This window comes from Blautia marasmi, from assembly GCF_900258535.1.
Lineage (GTDB): Bacteria > Bacillota > Clostridia > Lachnospirales > Lachnospiraceae > Blautia > Blautia hominis.
This window is the reverse complement of record NZ_OIWX01000001.1, coordinates 1,474,063-1,491,854: the sequence shown is the minus strand read 5'-3', so window position 1 is coordinate 1,491,854 and position 17,792 is coordinate 1,474,063. Positions and strand designations below refer to the sequence as shown.

The window sequence follows — 17,792 nt, the reverse complement described above, 5'->3', positions numbered from 1 at the left end:
TGTTCTAAAAAAAGTATGACCAGAATAAATATGATATAGACAAAATACAAGTCAGAGGAAGGGGTAAATAATTCAATGGCAGATAAAATAATTGAAAACAATCAGGTATCCATCATGGGAGCCATCGCATCAGAGTTTGAGAAAAGTCACGAGGTATACGGAGAAGGATTCTACATGGTGGATGTGCTGGTAAAGCGTCTCAGCGGTTCCGAGGACAGAATACCGCTCATGGTTTCCGAGAGGCTGGTGGATGTGACACAGAGCTATATCGGCGAGTACATACAAGTGCAGGGGCAGTTCCGCTCCTACAACAGGCATGAGGAGAAGAAAAACCGTCTGGTCCTCTCTGTGTTTGTGCGGGAACTTACATTTGTGGAGGAGGAAGACGAATCCATAGAGACAAATCTTATTGAATTGAATGGATATATCTGTAAGCCGCCGGTCCATCGTATGACGCCGCTGGGCAGGGAGATCGCAGATATCCTGCTGGCTGTGAACAGGCCTTATGGAAAATCCGACTACATACCGTGCATCTGCTGGGGCAGAAACGCCAATTTCGCCAAATCTTTCGAGGTGGGCGGACGCCTGCATATCTGGGGCAGGATCCAGAGCAGGGAATATATTAAGAAGCTGAGTGAGACAGACACTGAAAAAAGGATCGCGTACGAGGTATCTGTAAGCAAGCTGGAATATGGAGAGACATACAGCTAAATGAGATGAAGCCTGAGATTCCAATATTGCATTATTTGGCCATGTGTAGTAATATATACACAACTCTTAAATAAAGCGTCATAGAATCCGCAAGAGGTGTAATGTATGGAAAATGAAGGATTAGTGCAGATATACTGTGGACCTGGCAAGGGCAAGACCAGTGTGGCGATCGGGCAGGCGATACGTGCTGTGGGCCATGGGAAGACTGCAATTGTCATCCAGTGCCTGAAAGGAAGAGCAACTTCCGAGCTGGATTACCTGTCTGTTCTGGAACCGAATGTAAGGCTGTTCCGGTTTGAGAAAAAGGATAAGTATTACGAAGACCTGAGTGATGAGGAGAAGCAGGAAGAAAACTGCAATATCAGGAATGGTCTTAACTACGCCAGAAAGGTATTGGTTACACAGGAATGTGACATGCTGATTCTGGACGAAATTCTGGGAGCAGTGGAGTTCGGGATCATAACCGAGGAAGAGGTGGAGGAACTGATCCGGACGAAGGATGAGGAGACTGAACTGATTCTGACCGGTAATGTGGTTCCCGTGCGTCTGAGGGAGGCGGCCGACAGGGTTGTTTCTCTGGAGGTTATAAAATAAAGGCTGTACAGACAGTCCAAAAGTTGCTGATAACACAGGAAGAAAAAGCAGTATTGCAGACATAAGGAGGAGAAAAATGGCTATTTTTACAGGTGCAGGTGTTGCGATCGTTACACCGATGAAAGAAAATGGTGACGTAAATTTTGAAAAACTGGGAGAAATCCTGGAGGAACAGATTAAAGAGGGTACAGATTCCATCGTGATCTGCGGAACCACAGGAGAGTCTTCCACGCTCACCCATGAAGAACATCTGGAGACCATTAAGTACACAATTGACAAAGTGAATAAGAGGATCCCGGTCATCGCCGGAACCGGCTCCAACTGTACGGAGACAGCGATCTACTTATCCACAGAGGCGGAAAAGTATGGTGCAGACGGAGTTCTCCTTGTAACTCCTTACTATAATAAGGCTACTCAGAAGGGCCTCATCGAACATTACACAAAAATTGCTGATTCTATTAAAATTCCAGTGATCCTCTACAATGTGCCAAGCCGCACGGGTATCAATATCCAGCCTAAGACGGTTGCATATTTAGTGGAGCATGTGGAGAACATTGTGGGTATCAAGGAAGCTTCCGGGGACATTGCACAGGTAGCGGAGATGGCTGCCCTGACCAAAGGAAAGCTTGATATTTATTCCGGAAATGACAACCAGATCGTACCGCTTATGTCTTTGGGCGGAAAAGGTGTGATCTCTGTGCTCTCCAACGTTGCGCCAAGATACACCCATGATATGGTAGAAAAATATTTGAACGGGGATGTAAAAGAAAGCTGTGACATGCAGTTAAATGCCATGCCTCTGATCAACGCTCTGTTCCTGGAAGTTAATCCGATTCCTGTAAAAGCTGCCATGAACCTGATGGGCATGGAGGTAGGTCCGCTCCGTTCCCCGCTCACAGAGATGGAAGAAGCAGGCAGGGAAAAGCTGAAAGAGGAAATGGTAAAATTCGGTCTGAAGCTGGCATAATACAAGCCATATCCGTTTCATAAAACCGCCTTTGGCGATGGAGCTTGTGATAGCAAATCTTATGTTTTTGTACAGACGGTGCAGCAAATGTACAGCCCTGTACGGAACAGCTATGAAAGAGGTACAAAAGATGATTAGAATAATTATGAGCGGCTGCAACGGTCATATGGGTCAGGTCATATGCGGACTTGTAAAGGATGACCCGGAGGCTTGTATTGTGGCGGGCATAGATCTTGTTGACAACCGTGACAACGGATATCCGGTGTTCACGAATATAAATGACTGTGATGTGCAGGCAGATGCGATGATTGATTTTTCATCTGCAAAAGCCACAGATTCGGTATTGGCTTATTGTACGGCAAAGAAGCTGCCTCTGGTCCTGTGCACAACAGGGCTTAGCGAGGAGCAGCTTGCGCATGTGGCGAAGGCATCCAAGAGCACCGCAGTGCTGCGTTCTGCCAATATGTCCCTGGGGATCAATACACTTCTGAAGCTGGTGCAGGAGGCTGCTAAGGTTCTGGCCCAGGCAGGCTTTGACATGGAGATCGTTGAAAAGCACCACAACCAGAAGGTGGATGCGCCCAGCGGTACGGCCCTGGCTCTGGCGGACAGCCTGAATGAAGCCATGGACAACCAGTACCATTATGTCTATGACAGGAGCCAGACCCGTGAGAAGCGTGATGCAAAGGAGATTGGCCTGTCTGCTGTCCGCGGTGGAAGCATTGTGGGAGAGCACGAGGTGATCTTCGCAGGTCCGGACGAGGTGATCGAATTTAAGCACACCGCGTACTCGAAGGCCGTATTTGGCAAAGGTGCTGTGGAGGCTGCCAAATTCCTGAAGGGTAAAGGCCCGGGCATGTACAATATGAGCAATGTTATTAATGGCTGATCACTAACGGAAAGTGCGCAGTGGGGGCTTTATACTGTTATGTAAAAATTTTAAATTTAATTTGAAACCGCCGTAAGACTGCGCAGATGCAGTGTTGTTTTACGGCGGTTTTTTCATTTTTTTCGGCATATCTGCCCATACATAAATTCTTACGGAAACGCACATATTAATCGTGACAGTAAAAGTGCCAATAAAGAGCCTTTTATCGTTAAGTACAAAGAGGAAAAGGAGAAACGACCATGCGTAAGATGAAGAAACTTTTATTAAGTGTCCTTCTGGCCGGTGTACTGTGCGTGACAGCCGGATGCGGTGCCACAGATAATGGTGACAACAATGCAGCAACAGAGGACAACAAAGCCGGTGACAACAAGGCAGATGACAACAAGAACGGTACAAATGACGCCAACACCACTGACAGGAACAATGAGAATCCTGCCACAGATAACGGCGCAGCCAATGACACAGGTACAGGAAGCGGAGAGGCCGGCACAGGCGACGGCATGGTAGGTGACCTGGGTGAAGACATCAAAGACGGTGTGGAAGACCTGGGCGATGATGTGAAAAACGGAGCAGAGGATGTAGGCGATGCAGTGGAAAATAATGCTGACAATGCCACAGACAACAATGCCAATAACAATAACAACAGCACTACCACAAATACTCCGTAATCTCTGTATGCGGCAGATACACCAGGAAACCGGGTATCTGCCACTACATATAGTGTATTGCAAAGTAGGGAAACAATACTCTATACAAAAAACTTATAATGGTTAAAATTTTCTAAAAACTGTTGAACAAACGCAGGAATATTGATATAATAAGAATACATTACAGGAGTAAACAACCTGTAAAATACACGTTAAAGGGGTTGGACATCATGAAGTTTATTATAAGCGGAAGAAACATCGATATTACGGACGGATTAAGAAGTGCGGTAGAGGACAAGCTTGGAAAGCTGGAAAAATTCTTCACAGATGACACCGAGATACATGTAACACTGAGCGTAGAAAAAGAACGTCAGAAAATTGAGGTGACGATTCCGGTAAAAGGTAATATCATCCGCTCTGAACAGGTGAGCAACGATATGTATGTCTCCATTGACCTGGTAGAAGAGATCATCGAAAGACAGTTACGAAAATATAGGAAAAAAATCATCGACAAAAAACAGAACGCAGGGACCTTCCAGCAGGCATTTATGGAGAAGGACTTTGAAGATGAGAATACCAACGAGATCAAGATCATCCGTACCAAGAAATTCGGATTCAAACCTATGTATCCCGAAGATGCATGTGTACAGATGGAACTGTTAGGACACAACTTTTTCGTTTTCCTGAATGCTGAGACGGAAGAAGTGAATGTTGTTTATAAGAGAAAGGGAAATACTTACGGGCTGATCGAGCCGGATTTTAATGAATAACTAAACAGGCATTGAACAACAGGGCTTCGGAGCAATCCGAGGTCCTTTTTCAGTTGGCAGGGAAAAGATGCAGCAGTCAAGCCGTGCACACGCTTTTTTTTGTTGTTTTCAAAGAAAGAAAGTGTTACAATGTAAAGTAATGTGGAATAATATCCACGAAAATAGGTTTTCCTATTTGAACGGAAACCCTACAGCAGTCTGAAAATTGGAAAATTAGGAGCATAAAACATGAGTTTAGTTCAAAAAATGTTTGGAACCCACAGTGAGAGGGAATTAAAACGCATCACTGCCACTGTGGACAAAATCGAAGCTCTGCGCCCCACCATGCAGGCGTTAAGTGACGACGAGCTGCGCGGTAAGACCAGGGAATATAAAAAACGTCTGGAAGAAGGAGAGACACTGGATGACCTGCTGCCGGAAGCATTTGCTACGGTGAGAGAGGCTGCCAAGCGTGTGCTGAATATGGAGCACTACAGGGTGCAGCTCATCGGCGGTATTATCCTTCATCAGGGCCGTATTGCCGAGATGAAGACAGGTGAAGGTAAGACCCTTGTTTCCACACTCCCTGCATATTTAAATGCGCTGGAAGGACAAGGCGTACACATTGTAACAGTCAACGATTACCTGGCACACCGTGATGCGGAGTGGATGGGCAAGGTTCATGAATTTCTGGGACTGACCGTGGGTGTGGTCCTGAATTCCATGAAAAATGACGAGAGACGTGCGCAGTACGCATGTGATATCACTTATGTGACCAACAACGAGTTGGGGTTTGATTACCTGCGTGACAACATGGTGATCTACAAAGAGCAGCTTGTACAGAGAGATCTGCATTATGCCATCATTGATGAGGTGGACTCTGTACTGGTCGATGAGGCAAGAACACCTCTTATTATTTCCGGACAGAGCGGAAAGTCTACCCGTCTCTACGAAGTCTGCGATATACTGGCAAAACAGCTGGAACGCGGTGAGGCCAGCGGGGAAATGACAAAGATGACAGCCATCATGGGTGAGGAGATCATCGAGACCGGAGATTTCATTGTCAATGAGAAGGACAAGATCGTCAACCTGACTGAGCAGGGTGTCCATAAAGTAGAGAAATTCTTCAGCATTGAAAACCTGGCAGATCCGGAGAATCTGGAGATCCAGCATAATATCATTCTTGCGCTGCGTGCCCACAACCTCATGTTCCGTGACCAGGATTATGTGGTAAAAGACGACGAAGTCCTGATCGTGGATGAGTTCACGGGACGTATCATGCCGGGACGCCGTTACTCAGACGGTCTTCACCAGGCGATCGAGGCAAAAGAGCATGTAAAGGTGAGACGAGAGAGCAAGACCCTTGCCACCATCACCTTCCAGAACTTCTTCAACAAATATGACAAGAAGTCAGGTATGACCGGTACTGCGCTCACAGAGGAGAAAGAGTTCCGTGACATTTACGGCATGGATGTTATTGAGATCCCCACCAACAAGCCGGTGGCGCGTATCGACAGTGACGATGCTGTTTATATGACAAAGAAAGAAAAATTCAGTGCCGTGGTTGAGGCCATCAAAGAAGCACATGCCAAAAAACAGCCGGTGCTGGTTGGTACCATTACCATTGAGACCTCCGAGCTGTTAAGCCGTATGCTGAAACGTGAGGGCATCCAGCACCAGGTATTGAACGCCAAATTCCATGAGATGGAGGCTGAGATCGTGGCCCATGCCGGTGAGGCAGGAACAGTTACCATTGCCACCAACATGGCCGGCCGTGGTACGGATATTAAGCTGGACGATGTGTCCAGACAGGCAGGTGGTCTGAAGATCATCGGTACGGAACGTCATGAGTCAAGGCGAATTGATAACCAGCTGCGAGGCCGTTCCGGACGTCAGGGAGACCCGGGTGAATCACGTTTCTATATTTCCTTGGAAGATGATCTGATGCGTCTGTTCGGTTCCGAGAAGCTGATGTCCGTGTTCAAATCCCTGGGCGTTGCGGAAAACGAGCAGATAGAGCATAAAATGCTCTCCAGTGCCATTGAGAAAGCACAGAAGAAGATCGAGGGCAACAACTACGGCATCCGTAAGAACCTGCTGGAGTATGACCAGGTAAACAACGAGCAGCGCGAGATCATTTATAAAGAAAGACGCCGGGTTCTGGACGGAGAGAACATGCGGGAATCTATCTACAAGATGATCACCGATACCGTGGAACATGCGGTTGACATGTGCATCTCTGATGACCTGGATTCTGAAGAATGGGATCTGGGAGAACTGGACAGTGTCCTTCTTCCCACTATTCCGCTGCAGCCGATCACAAAGGAAAAAGTAAAAGGTCTGAAGAAGAACCAGTTAAAACAGAATCTCAAAGAAGAGGCAGTCAAGCTCTACGAGGAAAAAGAGGCAGAGTTTCCGGAACCGGAGCAGCTTCGTGAACTGGAGCGTGTCATCCTTCTAAAGGTCATTGACCAGAAGTGGATGGACCACATTGACGATATGGACCAGCTCCGCCAAGGTATCGGTCTGCAGGCATATGGCCAGCGTGATCCAAAGGTAGAGTATAAGATGCAGGCATATGAAATGTTTGACACCATGATCTCCGCTATCCAGGAGACCACCCTGCGTCTGCTGTACCACGTAAGGATCGAGCAGAAGGTGGAGAGAGAGCAGGTTGCCCAGGTGACAGGCACCAACAAGGACGAAACAGGTCCTAAAAAACCGGTGCAGCGAGCAGAGAAAAAGGTATATCCAAATGATCCCTGCCCCTGCGGAAGCGGTAAGAAATATAAACAGTGCTGCGGCAGAAAGCCGGTTTAAACAGCACACAAAAAAGACCACAGTAAGATACGGGGCTGTTACATCCGGGGGATTTTCCGGGCTGCAACGGCCCCGGTATATGTCAGTATACGGGTGTGTATAGAACACATCCTATGTGAGCAGGAAGGTGAGAAAATGGGACAGATGGTGGATTTCACCATGGAGCGCGAGGGTCTGGTAAAACCCGGCGACCGCGTAGAGCTGAAGGAGGACAGGGCCAGTACCATGTCAGGCATGATGTATTATTATACCATCAAGGATGCCATAGCCATGTCCAGCAATCTGAAACGGCCGCTCACAAAGCTTGCAGGCACTGTGCGCAAGGTCGAACAGCAGGTATCCATTTACATGGTGACTGTGGAGATCGACGAAGAATAAAAATAAAAAAATATTCACAGAAAGAGGTGAAGCTAAATGGTAGAATTAGACCAGTTCAAATATACTTTGAACAACTACACAGGACCATTAGTGGAAGTGAGGGATTCACTTTAACCTGGCTAATAAGGAAAAGCGGGTTGAAGAATTAGAGAGGGAAATGGAGGCACCGGATTTCTGGGATAACCCGGAGCGGTCCCAGAAAATGATGAAGGAGCTGAGCACCCTCAAAGAAGATATAGAGATTTACAACAAACTCCAGAACCAGAAGGAAGAGATCGAGCTGATGATCGAGATGGGATACGAGGAGAATGACGCCTCCGTCATCCCGGATATCCAGGAAATGCTGGATGAGTTTATCACGGATTTTGAAAATATCCGTGTGAAAACACTTCTGTCAGGCGAATATGACAAGGACAACGCCATTGTCACCCTCCATGCAGGGGCCGGCGGAACCGAGTCCTGCGATTGGGCAAGCATGCTGTACCGTATGTATATGAAGTGGGCGGACCGCCATGGCTTTAGCACAGAGGTTCTGGATTATCTGGACGGGGACGAGGCAGGGATTAAGTCTGTGACTTTCCAGGTCAACGGGGAAAATGCCTACGGATACTTGAAGTCTGAAAAAGGCGTTCACCGTCTTGTCCGTATTTCACCGTTCAATGCAGCGGGAAAACGCCAGACTTCCTTTGTGTCCTGCGATGTTATGCCGGATATTGAGGAGGATGTGGACGTTGAGATCAAAGATGATGATCTGAGGATAGACACCTACCGTTCCAGCGGTGCGGGCGGACAGCATATTAATAAAACATCCTCTGCCATACGAATCACCCATCTCCCCACAGGGATCGTGGTACAGTGCCAGAACGAGCGGTCACAGTTCCAGAATAAAGACAAAGCCATGCAGATGCTGAAAGCAAAGCTGTATCTTCTGAAACAGCAGGAGCAGGAACAGAAACTCTCCGGCATCCAGGGAGAACTGACGGACATTGGCTGGGGCAGTCAGATCCGTTCTTATGTTATGCAGCCGTACACTATGGTGAAGGACCATCGCACAAACGAGGAATCCGGAAATGTGGATGCGGTCATGAACGGTGCCATTGATAACTTTATCAATGCCTATTTAAAGTGGATTGCTTTGGGAAATAAGAAAAACAGTTGATAAAATTGCCTAAATGTGCTAATATCTTTTGGAGACATACAAATGTATTTCAAGAACAAACAAAGGGGAAGAAAATGTCGGACAATAAAAGGTATTTTGTAGTAACAGAAAAAGCAGTGCCGGAAGTCCTCTTGAAGGTAGTGGAAGCCAAGAAACTACTGGAATCAAAGAGGTCTGTTACGGTGCAGGAAGCAGTGGAAGCTGTGGGTATCAGCAGAAGTTCCTTTTATAAATATAAGGATGATATCTTTCCTTTTAAAGAAAAGACCAAAGGACAGAACATTACATTCATACTTCAGATGGATGACGAGCCTGGGCTGCTCTCTGCGGTATTAAGGACCATTGCCCAGTATCACGGCAACATTCTGACCGTACACCAGAGTATTCCCATCAACGGGATAGCCAGTCTGACTATCAGCGTGGAAATCCTGCCCACACAGGGGGATGCGGAGACTATGGTGGATGAAATAGAGCACATTGAGGGCGTACATTATCTGAAAATCTTAGGCAGGGAGTAAAAGCATGATACAGATAGCAGTTTTAGGATACGGAACCGTAGGTTCAGGCGTTGTGGAAGTCATCAACACCAATCATGAGAGCATCAACAAGAAGGCCGGCGAGGAGATCAACATCAAATACGTGCTGGATCTGAGAGAATTTCCGGGAGATCCGGTGGAAGATGTTCTTGTGCATGATTATGAGACCATCATCAATGACCCGGAAGTACAGATCATCGTGGAGGTCATGGGAGGTGTGGAGCCTGCTTATACCTTTACAAAGCGTGCGCTGGAGGCAGGCAAATGTGTCTGCACATCCAACAAAGAGCTGGTTGCAAGACACGGACTGGAGCTTCTTGAGATCGCCAGAGAAAAAGACATCAACTATTTATTTGAGGCAAGCTGCGGCGGAGGGATCCCCATTATCCGTCCACTGAACTCTTCTCTGACAGCGGACGAGATTGACGAGATTTCCGGTATATTAAATGGAACAACCAACTATATCCTCACCAAAATGGCGGAAGAGAATGCAGATTTTGAGGATGTGCTGAAAGAGGCACAGGAGAAAGGCTACGCAGAGCGCAATCCGGAGGCGGATGTGGAAGGCTATGATGCCTGCAGGAAAATTGCCATTCTCTCCTCCCTGGCATTCGGATGCCATGTGGATTATGAGGATATTTATACAGAGGGTATCACTAAGATCACGGTGGAGGATGTGAAATATGCCAAAGGCATTGGCATGAGCATCAAACTGCTGGCAACCAGCAAAAGGGAAGACGGCAAATTTTATGCCATGGTAAGCCCGGTCCTGGTAGGACAGGACAGCCCTCTCTACAGCGTAAACGGCGTATTTAACGCTATTTTCATACACGGCAATGTGCTGGGCGATGCCATGTTCTACGGCAGCGGCGCAGGCAAGCTTCCCACTGCAAGCGCGGTGGTGGGTGATGTGGTTGACTGTGCAAAGCATCTGCACAGAAATATCATGATGAGCTGGAGCAGCAAACGTCTGGAACTGATGGACATCAAAGAGGTGGAGCATCCATTCTTTGTGCGCATCAAGGGCAGCATGACAGGAGATATCGGCAGTGTGGAAGACGTGTTTGGAAAAGTTAAAACAGTGGGTGTGCCCGATGTGGCGGGAGAATTTGGTTTTGTCACAGCGCCCATGAGCGAGGCGGCATTTGAAGAGAAAGCTGCCAAACTTCCGGACATTATCACAAGAATCCGCGTTCGTGCATAGAGGTGCTGAGAATGAAATACGTTTTGATATTAGGCGACGGAATGGCTGATGAGCCGCTTCAAGAACTGGGAGGCAGGACGCCTCTGGCGTATGCCCATACTCCCGCCATGGATGAATTGGCTGCTCTGTCGGAGATCGGCATGGTAAAGACCGTACCGGAGGGGATGAATCCCGGAAGCGACACAGCGAACCTGTCAGTTCTCGGCTACGACCCCAAGGTATATTACTCAGGGCGTTCTCCCTTGGAGGCGCTGAATATCGGTGTGGAAATGAAAGACGGGGATGTTGCTATCCGCGCCAACATTGTCACACTCTCCGAGGAAGAGGAGAATTACGAGGACAAGAGGATTTTAGACCACAGTTCCGATGAGATCAGCACAGAAGACGCTGCGGTGTTATTAGAAGCGGTGAAAAAAGAGCTGCAGAACGAAATGTTCCAGTTCTATGTGGGAACCAGCTACCGTCACTGCCTGATTTGGGCAAAAGGCGATGTGGTGCCTTTGACACCGCCCCACGATATCCGTGGAAAAGGTATTAAAGACTATCTGCCCAAGGAACAGCTTCTTTTGGATATGCAGAAAAAGAGCTATGAGATTCTGGCCCATCATCCTCTGAATGAGGAGAGAAAGAAAAAAGGCCTGAATCCGGCAAACAGCTTGTGGTTCTGGGGTGCGGGGACAAAGCCTGCCCTGTCTTCTTTTGAGGAAAAATACCACAAGAAAGGCGCCATGATCTCCGCAGTGGATCTGTTAAAAGGAATTGCGGTGGGCACGGATATGTATAATATCACTGTGGAAGGCGCAAACGGCGGCCTGAACACTAACTATGAAGGAAAAGCACAGGCGGCTGTGGACGCACTGCTGAAAGAGGGATACGATTTTGCGTATATCCATGTGGAGGCACCGGACGAGATGGGCCACCAGGGCAGTGTGGAAAAGAAAATAAAAGCGATCGAATACCTGGACGCCAGGGTGATCCGGCCGGTAAAGGATGCGCTGGATGCATCCGGCGAGGAGTACAGAATGCTGGTACTGCCGGACCATCCGACCCCTATCTGTGTGAAGACACATACAGCCAACCCGGTTCCTTATCTCTTGTATGACAGCAGGAGACAGGAGACACATGACTGGATGTATAATGAGGATGAGACTTCTAAGAGCGGGAAGCTGGTGGAAAAAGGGCATGAGCTGATGGGGTATTTGTTTGGGGCTGAATAGTCATACGAAAAGATAAATATGAAAAAGAAGATATAGCAGGAACTGCGGCCGTTAAGCCGTGTTCCTGCTTGCTTTTTTATATGGAATCCGGGTTATAAAGGTGAATTATAAAGAAATGATTGTGAACTAAAAGAGTATGAAGTATAATAATTTGGCAAGGTGTTAAAATTTGATTGTACCATGCAATCGGTTTATAAATTGCAGCTTGGGTTCAAACTCTCCCTCACGGTCCATTGGGACATCAATCTGGAATTCCAGTTTGGATAACAAAAGATATCATCCTTATGATCGTACAAATCTTCAAAGCTGTTAGGTTTAATTCTTCCAATGGGGTATATTCGTCAATTACAAAAGGTAACTCATAGTCATGGATTGCGTATTCTTCATAATTTCACCGAGTTTTAGATGGTCTGTGATGTTGTCCTCATCAACAGGACAAGGAAACCAGTCACCAATAGGACTTCCCTCATTATAAGTTCCAAGATTGACAATAAAGACCCTCATTTCTTCCATAGATTTCACCTCTTTTCTATGCTAATCTTTAAATTCGGGTATGAAAAAAGCAGTAAACAGTGTTTGATTTACTGCTCGTTGTGGTTGGATATAAAATTATCAACAATCGTTATGCATACCAGTATAATGCCTTATGCTTGTGTGCATATTCTTTTTCGATTTTTTTTCTCTCATCACTAGATTTGTTCAATGAACCATCAACTAATCTAAATTCAAAATTTTTATATTTGTTGAGCATATCTTTGTATTTATCTACATATCTAGGGTTTTGTGTAGCATACTTTGCTCTTAAAACGCTTTTTCTCGTACACTCTTTACATTTGTGTACCTTAAACTCCATGCTCCACTCATACTTTTTTCTGGCGACATAAGTTTCTTGACATTTTAAGCACACATTACTATCAGCGGTTCTAAAAATATCTATATCCCAATTGAGTTCTTCCTTGATACTTTGAGTTTCGCCGACTTCAAGACATATGTAGCAATTAGAATTATTCTCTGCCCATAGCGCCCAAACACCTGACATATCATACGTCTTATCAGTTACAATAGTATTCTCATCTTTGAGTTTGATAATAATCGTTGTTTCCATCTTAACCTCTCCAATTTTAAAACTTATTTAATTTCATCTGCATATTGATACTCACCAACCCGTTCCACCTCACCACAATATGGGCAAGTATATAGGTAATCATAAATAAATTCTTTTAAAACTGTACCCTGCAAGTCATAAGTTTTCGAGCAATGAACACATTTAATATTGATATCTTGAAATATATCCTCATATATGGAAACTTCAAAGTTTTTACCATATGTTAATATAAATTTCATATCTCGAACTGTTTTATTTAATGTGATAAATATTTCATGGGGTTTCAGAATTTTTTCAAAAATATGAGTTGCTATTTCTACAACAATATTCATAATATAAGGGATTTTATCATAGTACAACTGCCAAAAATCATTCCATATATCATTATTTGCAAAAACAAAATTTAGGTTTCCATTTTCTGTTTGATAATGCTTATTACAAGTAACTAGGTGAATTGATTGGTCCCATACTGAAGATAATCCATATTCACAATCTCTTTTATATATTAAATCGAAGAGAATATTTTCATAATCTTTTTTGTTCACAAGATTGCACGCTTTATTTATGATATCACGCTTCTTGGTTTCAGAAAGTTTAGTAACATCATATGTAGAAATATCCTTATTTAAAATACAATCAATTAATTCTTTGCTATCGACTAAGAGCCAACATAGATAGAACAAATCATCTTTGATAGGCTTTCTGCTTATAGTAAATGCTACGGTTACTTTTCCTCTTTCTGAACAACTAAATGATTCGTGCATATAGAGCATAAAATCACGTAATAAACTAAAGAAAATATGTGCTTTTGTTATCTCATATCCTTTTGTTTCATAACCATGCTTGAACATCCATTCAAGCATTTCTTCATCTTCTTTAGGAATTTCGCTTTCCTCTTTTAAATCTATACTTATAGATGATAATTTGTATTCATCTGCTTTTTTTAACATATCAGTTATCAAATCATTATAAAAGAGTAATAAACTGTGTCGTTTGATATATTCGGTTGGTAATAATTCAGATATATAAGATTCTGCCATAATATCCTCCTACAAAGTCTTTTTGTTAAATGTATTATAACAATTTTAAAGTAAAAAAACCATTATTTTAAGAACCAACGCTTGAAGCCTAAGTACACCCCAATCACAACACTAGCTATCAAAACAAGGCTTTGTCGTTGCTTAAAAACCACGCATACAGATTTGTCAAAAATTCATTTTTCCTCATTTATCTGCCATGCTTCCAGCCTGTGCGATTGTCAGTGTCATAATGCCGACATCAGCACCAAGGCTAATAAGTAGCAGGTCTTTCAATAATTCAAACAATTGTTTTCCTCACTTTTATTGATAATGTCTGCTAATTCAGCGTATAGTTGTGCTGGATTTTTTTGTGCCTGTCCGTGAGCTTTTCCTCTTTCAGCATGGTATCGATGTAATCTGTACCGTTTACCTTATCCAGCTTCATAGCCATTTTTAGGGTCGGTGCTACCTGCCTGTGTAACCAAGGCAAAATACGCTGATAGGTGTAAGGTTCTGGCTTTGTTGTTAATTTTAACCTCTATCTATCAGTGCCAATAAAGAACTGCCAGTTTGCGGACGTTTCCCAATCGCAACGCTCCTTATTTTCGTCCTTATCTGCAAAACGGATATAGTGGTACTTCTGATACTTCATAAGTACCCATTAACAGATTTTCGATACTGATTTTACCGTCTTTGTTTGTCTTGGACATTTCTTTAATGGAAGTACCGATTTCCGTTGTACCAGATACTCTCAATTTTTTTGTCCTCACTTGTTTTGGTGATTTCAAGGTTGCCACACATTAGCTTATTCATAATTGTTTTTCCATCATTCACGTGGATTGGGATATAGGGTGCTTTCTGTCCCATGTATGTAAAATCGAAGTCGTAAGCTGTATCAGTAAGCAGATAACCTTTTCCTGTGGCTAGGTAATAAAATAACCGTCTATTTCTGAACGGCCGGATAGAGAAAAGGAACACTTTTTTACTGTGTTCCTTTTCTCTATAATCTATTCAATTTTTAATTTCAATACTGATGTGCTTATAAGTAGTAAATAAGGAGTAAAATGAGTTATTCTGTCCTTTATAAATGCGATAGATATAGTGTTTTAGGATATAATCATGATTTTGTTATTTTTAAATAAAATATACGGTTGGGAAGATAAAAAGACGATAGAGCAGGCAAGGAAAATATATAAAGTTTATACACACCATGTACAAAGGAGAGGATAAGTTAAGTATCGGCGAAAAGGGTATATTATAATTTCTTGATCTCTGTGCATTGCTATGTCCGATCATGATAACTGTCAGTCTTTTTCAAACCCATTCTTTCTATAGAACCCCACAAACAAGCCAACCGCCAACGCCGCCTCAGCAGCCAACACCACAATACTCCCCCCATGCAGGACCCGGCTTTTACCGGAGACAATATCCATGATCATATCCATAAGGATCCCTGTAAAAAGCAGTCCTGAAACCTTCTCCAGTATATCCACAAAACCGGAAAAGATAGGTACCATCATAAGTATGAGCAATACCGGTGTGGTAATGGTCCCCGCACTCACCTGATTTTTTGCGAAGATGCCAAGCAGCATCCCGATGATACAGCTGATCAGGGAAGAAAGGACAGTGACAATGGAAAAGAACACAAGGTTCTTCCCGGTGATGAGATAGCCGCTGATGGGCATAAGCACATAATTCAGGATCACCGTTGCCGCAAACACGGGCAGGATGCATCCGATAAAATACTCCAGTCCATTCACCGAGGAAGTCATCAGTACACGCAGGGTATTCTTTTCCTTTTCCTCAGCCAGCAAAAGACTGGTGCAGTAAATGCCGCACATGCCGATATTCATGACAAGCCCCATGCTCAGGGCATAGCCGTTTAAAAATTCCGGGGATGCACTGCCGCTTCGCATATTTCCGTAGAGAAAGCGCATCATCAGGGTGAATCCCAGTGCAAATAATGGCATGATGATACAGTTCTTTCCCATAAACGCCTTGGTCTTTATCTGGGCAATAGCCATAATCTTGTTCATATGTAAAGTTTTCATGATAATTCCCTCCCTGTGACATTCAAAAATACGCTCTCCAGTGTGGGTTCACAGGAATGAAGCGTTTCAATTTTGTTTTCCGCCATCCAGTCATTGATCTTTTCAATGTTTTCCTGATTCTGTTCCAGGAGACATTCGGTACCGTCATCCAGACGCACAGCATATTTTTTAGTGACATTATGCTTCAGACAGATTTCCTTGGGAGAGCCGTATTCCACCACGATCCCCTCGTTCAGGAGAGCCACATGGTCGCACAATTTTGTGGCTTCCTCCATGTTGTGGGTGGTCAGGAAAATTGCCATGCCCTGCTTTCTCAGCTCCAGCAGCATTTTATGGATTTCAATGGCCGTGGAAGGGTCCAGGCCCGAGGTGGGTTCATCCAAAAACAGCACTTTCGGGCCATGCAGTACAGCCCTTGCAAGGACCAGCCTCTGGGTCTGTCCTTTGGAAAGCTTTCCTGCCGGCTTATCCTTGTGCTCATACAAGCCTACTTGTTTCAGGACTTCCGCTATTCTGTTTTTCTTTACTTTCAGGATTTTAGCAAAATACTCCAGGTTCTTATATACAGTGAGATATTCATAGACACCGCTGTTGTCCGTGACGATCCCGATCTGTTCATAAATGGTCTCATCTATATTTTTAGAATTAATACCCAGAATATATGCCTCACCGGAGGTCTGCCTTAACTGTCCGGTTATGATCTTGATGGTAGTGGTCTTTCCGGCACCGCTGGGACCAAGGAAACCAAGGATTTCCCCTTCATGCAGCTTTGCGTCAATACCTTTTAAAACCAGTTCATCTCTGTATTTTTTTGAAATATGTTCCAGTCTGATAAATTCTCTGTCCATATCCGTATGCCTCCTTTTCTTTCTGCTCTGACAATACCATAAACATAGATAGAATTGTTTTCCACTTCCCAAATGGTATTTGCCGCTTCCCAAACGGCAAAAAAAAGTAACAGTTCAGACGAGCTGAACTGTTACAAAAAAAGAACACATGAATTTTTGTTAATTCATGCGTTCCAGCAGCTTTGATTTCTCTTTTCTTGCCACAGGACATACTTCCCCGGCAACGGTGACGGTGTTATGTTTTAGGTCCACCTGCTCAATTTTGTTGAGCGCCACCAGATAGGAGCGGTGGATCCTTATAAAATGTTCCTCCAGCCCTTTTTCGATGGTACTGAGATTTCCCAGAAATTCCATGTGTTCATTTTTTCCGTGGAGAATGACAAAGTGTGATTTTGTGGAGGTTTCAAAGTAATAAATATCATCCAGGGGGATATGCCGTATGGTATCTCCCGTCTTAAAAGTGTAGTATTTCACAGGGTCCGTTTTTTCACTCACAAGGCGGCTCTGTATGGAGGCCAGGCATTTTGCAATGGAGGAGGAAAGTTCATTAATATTGTCTTTTACAATATAGTCAAAGGCCTCTACATGATACTGAAAGGTTTTATAGGCCAAATCCCCAAAGCTTGTTATGTAGACAATGGTTCCGTATGGGTCGGTATCCCTGATTTTCCTGCCAAGCAGAAAGCCGTCGTATTCCGGGTGTTTCAGGTCCACATCCAGGAAATAGATATTTCTTTTCTCTTCCATCTGTTTAAGTTCTTCCAACAGGATCACCGGGCTTTGGCAGCTTTGGGCGATCTGCATGTCATACTCCATGATCAATATCTGGCTTTTGATGCAGCGGGCAATTTCTTCCCGGATTCTGTCGTCATCATCACATAATAATATCTGAACCATA

At 44.4% G+C, this 17,792-nt stretch carries 19 protein-coding genes and 1 pseudogene; 12 read left to right on the top strand and 8 right to left on the bottom strand.

The window, feature by feature from the left end; all coding sequences use genetic code 11:
* Positions 1-75: 75 nt before the first annotated feature.
* The 12 genes from C6P39_RS06640 (at position 76) to C6P39_RS06585 (ending at position 11,871) form a co-directional block, all read left to right on the top strand.
* Positions 76-711, top strand: a complete 636-nt coding sequence (locus tag C6P39_RS06640) for a single-stranded DNA-binding protein (RefSeq protein ID WP_018593169.1) — start codon at positions 76-78, stop codon at positions 709-711.
* 105 nt (positions 712-816) lie between these two features.
* Entirely contained in the window at positions 817-1,305 is a 489-nt protein-coding gene (locus C6P39_RS06635) for a cob(I)yrinic acid a,c-diamide adenosyltransferase (RefSeq protein WP_065544397.1), read from the top strand.
* 76 nt (positions 1,306-1,381) lie between these two features.
* Positions 1,382-2,272 (top strand): 4-hydroxy-tetrahydrodipicolinate synthase, encoded by an 891-nt coding sequence (gene dapA / locus C6P39_RS06630; protein WP_095175601.1) that lies wholly within the window; start codon positions 1,382-1,384, stop codon positions 2,270-2,272.
* Between the two features lie 130 nt (positions 2,273-2,402).
* Positions 2,403-3,161, top strand: coding sequence for a 4-hydroxy-tetrahydrodipicolinate reductase (dapB, locus tag C6P39_RS06625; RefSeq protein WP_104803224.1), 759 nt, complete (start codon positions 2,403-2,405; stop codon positions 3,159-3,161).
* A 239-nt stretch (positions 3,162-3,400) separates the two neighbouring features.
* Positions 3,401-3,829, top strand: a complete 429-nt coding sequence (locus C6P39_RS06620) for a hypothetical protein (RefSeq protein WP_104803223.1) — start codon at positions 3,401-3,403, stop codon at positions 3,827-3,829.
* Positions 3,830-4,038: 209 nt separating this feature from the next.
* Positions 4,039-4,578, top strand: coding sequence for a ribosome hibernation-promoting factor, HPF/YfiA family (hpf, locus tag C6P39_RS06615; protein WP_065544400.1), 540 nt, complete (start codon positions 4,039-4,041; stop codon positions 4,576-4,578).
* Between the two features lie 228 nt (positions 4,579-4,806).
* Positions 4,807-7,377 (top strand): preprotein translocase subunit SecA, encoded by a 2,571-nt coding sequence (gene secA, locus C6P39_RS06610; protein WP_095175595.1) that lies wholly within the window; start codon positions 4,807-4,809, stop codon positions 7,375-7,377.
* 135 nt (positions 7,378-7,512) lie between these two features.
* Positions 7,513-7,755, top strand: coding sequence for a hypothetical protein (locus C6P39_RS06605; RefSeq protein ID WP_018593157.1), 243 nt, complete (start codon positions 7,513-7,515; stop codon positions 7,753-7,755).
* Between the two features lie 36 nt (positions 7,756-7,791).
* Positions 7,792-8,914 (top strand): peptide chain release factor 2 gene (gene prfB, locus C6P39_RS06600; RefSeq protein WP_104803222.1). Its coding sequence is split into 2 segments (ribosomal slippage): positions 7,792-7,866 and positions 7,868-8,914, totalling 1,122 coding nucleotides; the frame shifts between segments, so codons are not numbered across the junction.
* Between the two features lie 74 nt (positions 8,915-8,988).
* Positions 8,989-9,432, top strand: a complete 444-nt coding sequence (locus C6P39_RS06595; RefSeq protein ID WP_065544405.1) for an ACT domain-containing protein — start codon at positions 8,989-8,991, stop codon at positions 9,430-9,432.
* Between the two features lie 4 nt (positions 9,433-9,436).
* Positions 9,437-10,654: a homoserine dehydrogenase gene (locus C6P39_RS06590; RefSeq protein ID WP_104803221.1), complete on the top strand. Its 1,218-nt coding sequence runs from the start codon at positions 9,437-9,439 to the stop codon at positions 10,652-10,654.
* Positions 10,655-10,665: 11 nt separating this feature from the next.
* Positions 10,666-11,871, top strand: coding sequence for a cofactor-independent phosphoglycerate mutase (locus C6P39_RS06585; RefSeq protein ID WP_104803220.1), 1,206 nt, complete (start codon positions 10,666-10,668; stop codon positions 11,869-11,871).
* Positions 11,872-12,112: 241 nt separating this feature from the next.
* Here C6P39_RS06585 and C6P39_RS28130 read toward each other — a convergent pair whose 3' ends face one another.
* The 8 genes and pseudogenes from C6P39_RS28130 to C6P39_RS06545 form a co-directional block, all read right to left on the bottom strand.
* Positions 12,113-12,217 carry a hypothetical protein gene (locus C6P39_RS28130; RefSeq protein ID WP_278277994.1) on the bottom strand — a complete coding sequence of 35 codons (105 nt, stop codon included), beginning with the start codon at positions 12,215-12,217 and terminating at the stop codon, positions 12,113-12,115.
* Positions 12,217-12,384, bottom strand: coding sequence for an antirestriction protein ArdA (locus tag C6P39_RS28125; RefSeq protein ID WP_278277959.1), 168 nt, complete (start codon positions 12,382-12,384; stop codon positions 12,217-12,219). Before C6P39_RS28125 ends, C6P39_RS28130 begins: the two co-directional genes overlap by 1 nt.
* A gap of 109 nt (positions 12,385-12,493) precedes the next feature.
* Positions 12,494-12,976, bottom strand: coding sequence for a hypothetical protein (locus C6P39_RS06580; protein WP_104803219.1), 483 nt, complete (start codon positions 12,974-12,976; stop codon positions 12,494-12,496).
* A 23-nt stretch (positions 12,977-12,999) separates the two neighbouring features.
* Entirely contained in the window at positions 13,000-14,016 is a 1,017-nt protein-coding gene (locus C6P39_RS06575; RefSeq protein WP_104803218.1) for a hypothetical protein, read from the bottom strand.
* Between the two features lie 316 nt (positions 14,017-14,332).
* Positions 14,333-14,521: pseudogene (locus C6P39_RS28835) on the bottom strand (replication initiation factor domain-containing protein); the annotation flags it as partial.
* A 778-nt stretch (positions 14,522-15,299) separates the two neighbouring features.
* Entirely contained in the window at positions 15,300-16,046 is a 747-nt protein-coding gene (locus tag C6P39_RS06555) for an ABC transporter permease (protein WP_104803214.1), read from the bottom strand.
* Entirely contained in the window at positions 16,043-16,894 is an 852-nt protein-coding gene (locus C6P39_RS06550) for an ABC transporter ATP-binding protein (protein ID WP_104803213.1), read from the bottom strand. The genes C6P39_RS06555 and C6P39_RS06550 overlap by 4 nt, the downstream gene beginning before the upstream one ends.
* 159 nt (positions 16,895-17,053) lie before the next feature.
* On the bottom strand, positions 17,054-17,791 hold the full coding sequence (locus C6P39_RS06545; protein WP_104803212.1) for a LytR/AlgR family response regulator transcription factor: 738 nt from the start codon (positions 17,789-17,791) through the stop codon (positions 17,054-17,056).
* Position 17,792: the final 1 nt, after the last annotated feature.

What these genes read in the sequence shown, in the direction of transcription:
- C6P39_RS06640 (WP_018593169.1), top strand. Translation starts at nt 76, where the DNA reads ATGGCAGATAAAATAATTGAAAACAATCAGGTATCCATCATGGGAGCC.
- C6P39_RS06635 (WP_065544397.1), top strand. Translation starts at nt 817, where the DNA reads ATGGAAAATGAAGGATTAGTGCAGATATACTGTGGACCTGGCAAGGGC.
- dapA (WP_095175601.1), top strand. Translation starts at nt 1,382, where the DNA reads ATGGCTATTTTTACAGGTGCAGGTGTTGCGATCGTTACACCGATGAAA.
- dapB (WP_104803224.1), top strand. Translation starts at nt 2,403, where the DNA reads ATGATTAGAATAATTATGAGCGGCTGCAACGGTCATATGGGTCAGGTC.
- C6P39_RS06620 (WP_104803223.1), top strand. Translation starts at nt 3,401, where the DNA reads ATGCGTAAGATGAAGAAACTTTTATTAAGTGTCCTTCTGGCCGGTGTA.
- hpf (WP_065544400.1), top strand. Translation starts at nt 4,039, where the DNA reads ATGAAGTTTATTATAAGCGGAAGAAACATCGATATTACGGACGGATTA.
- secA (WP_095175595.1), top strand. Translation starts at nt 4,807, where the DNA reads ATGAGTTTAGTTCAAAAAATGTTTGGAACCCACAGTGAGAGGGAATTA.
- C6P39_RS06605 (WP_018593157.1), top strand. Translation starts at nt 7,513, where the DNA reads ATGGGACAGATGGTGGATTTCACCATGGAGCGCGAGGGTCTGGTAAAA.
- C6P39_RS06595 (WP_065544405.1), top strand. Translation starts at nt 8,989, where the DNA reads ATGTCGGACAATAAAAGGTATTTTGTAGTAACAGAAAAAGCAGTGCCG.
- C6P39_RS06590 (WP_104803221.1), top strand. Translation starts at nt 9,437, where the DNA reads ATGATACAGATAGCAGTTTTAGGATACGGAACCGTAGGTTCAGGCGTT.
- C6P39_RS06585 (WP_104803220.1), top strand. Translation starts at nt 10,666, where the DNA reads ATGAAATACGTTTTGATATTAGGCGACGGAATGGCTGATGAGCCGCTT.
- C6P39_RS28125 (WP_278277959.1), bottom strand. Translation starts at nt 12,384, where the DNA reads ATGGAAGAAATGAGGGTCTTTATTGTCAATCTTGGAACTTATAATGAG.
- C6P39_RS06580 (WP_104803219.1), bottom strand. Translation starts at nt 12,976, where the DNA reads ATGGAAACAACGATTATTATCAAACTCAAAGATGAGAATACTATTGTA.
- C6P39_RS06575 (WP_104803218.1), bottom strand. Translation starts at nt 14,016, where the DNA reads ATGGCAGAATCTTATATATCTGAATTATTACCAACCGAATATATCAAA.
- C6P39_RS06555 (WP_104803214.1), bottom strand. Translation starts at nt 16,046, where the DNA reads ATGAAAACTTTACATATGAACAAGATTATGGCTATTGCCCAGATAAAG.
- C6P39_RS06550 (WP_104803213.1), bottom strand. Translation starts at nt 16,894, where the DNA reads ATGGACAGAGAATTTATCAGACTGGAACATATTTCAAAAAAATACAGA.
- C6P39_RS06545 (WP_104803212.1), bottom strand. Translation starts at nt 17,791, where the DNA reads ATGGTTCAGATATTATTATGTGATGATGACGACAGAATCCGGGAAGAA.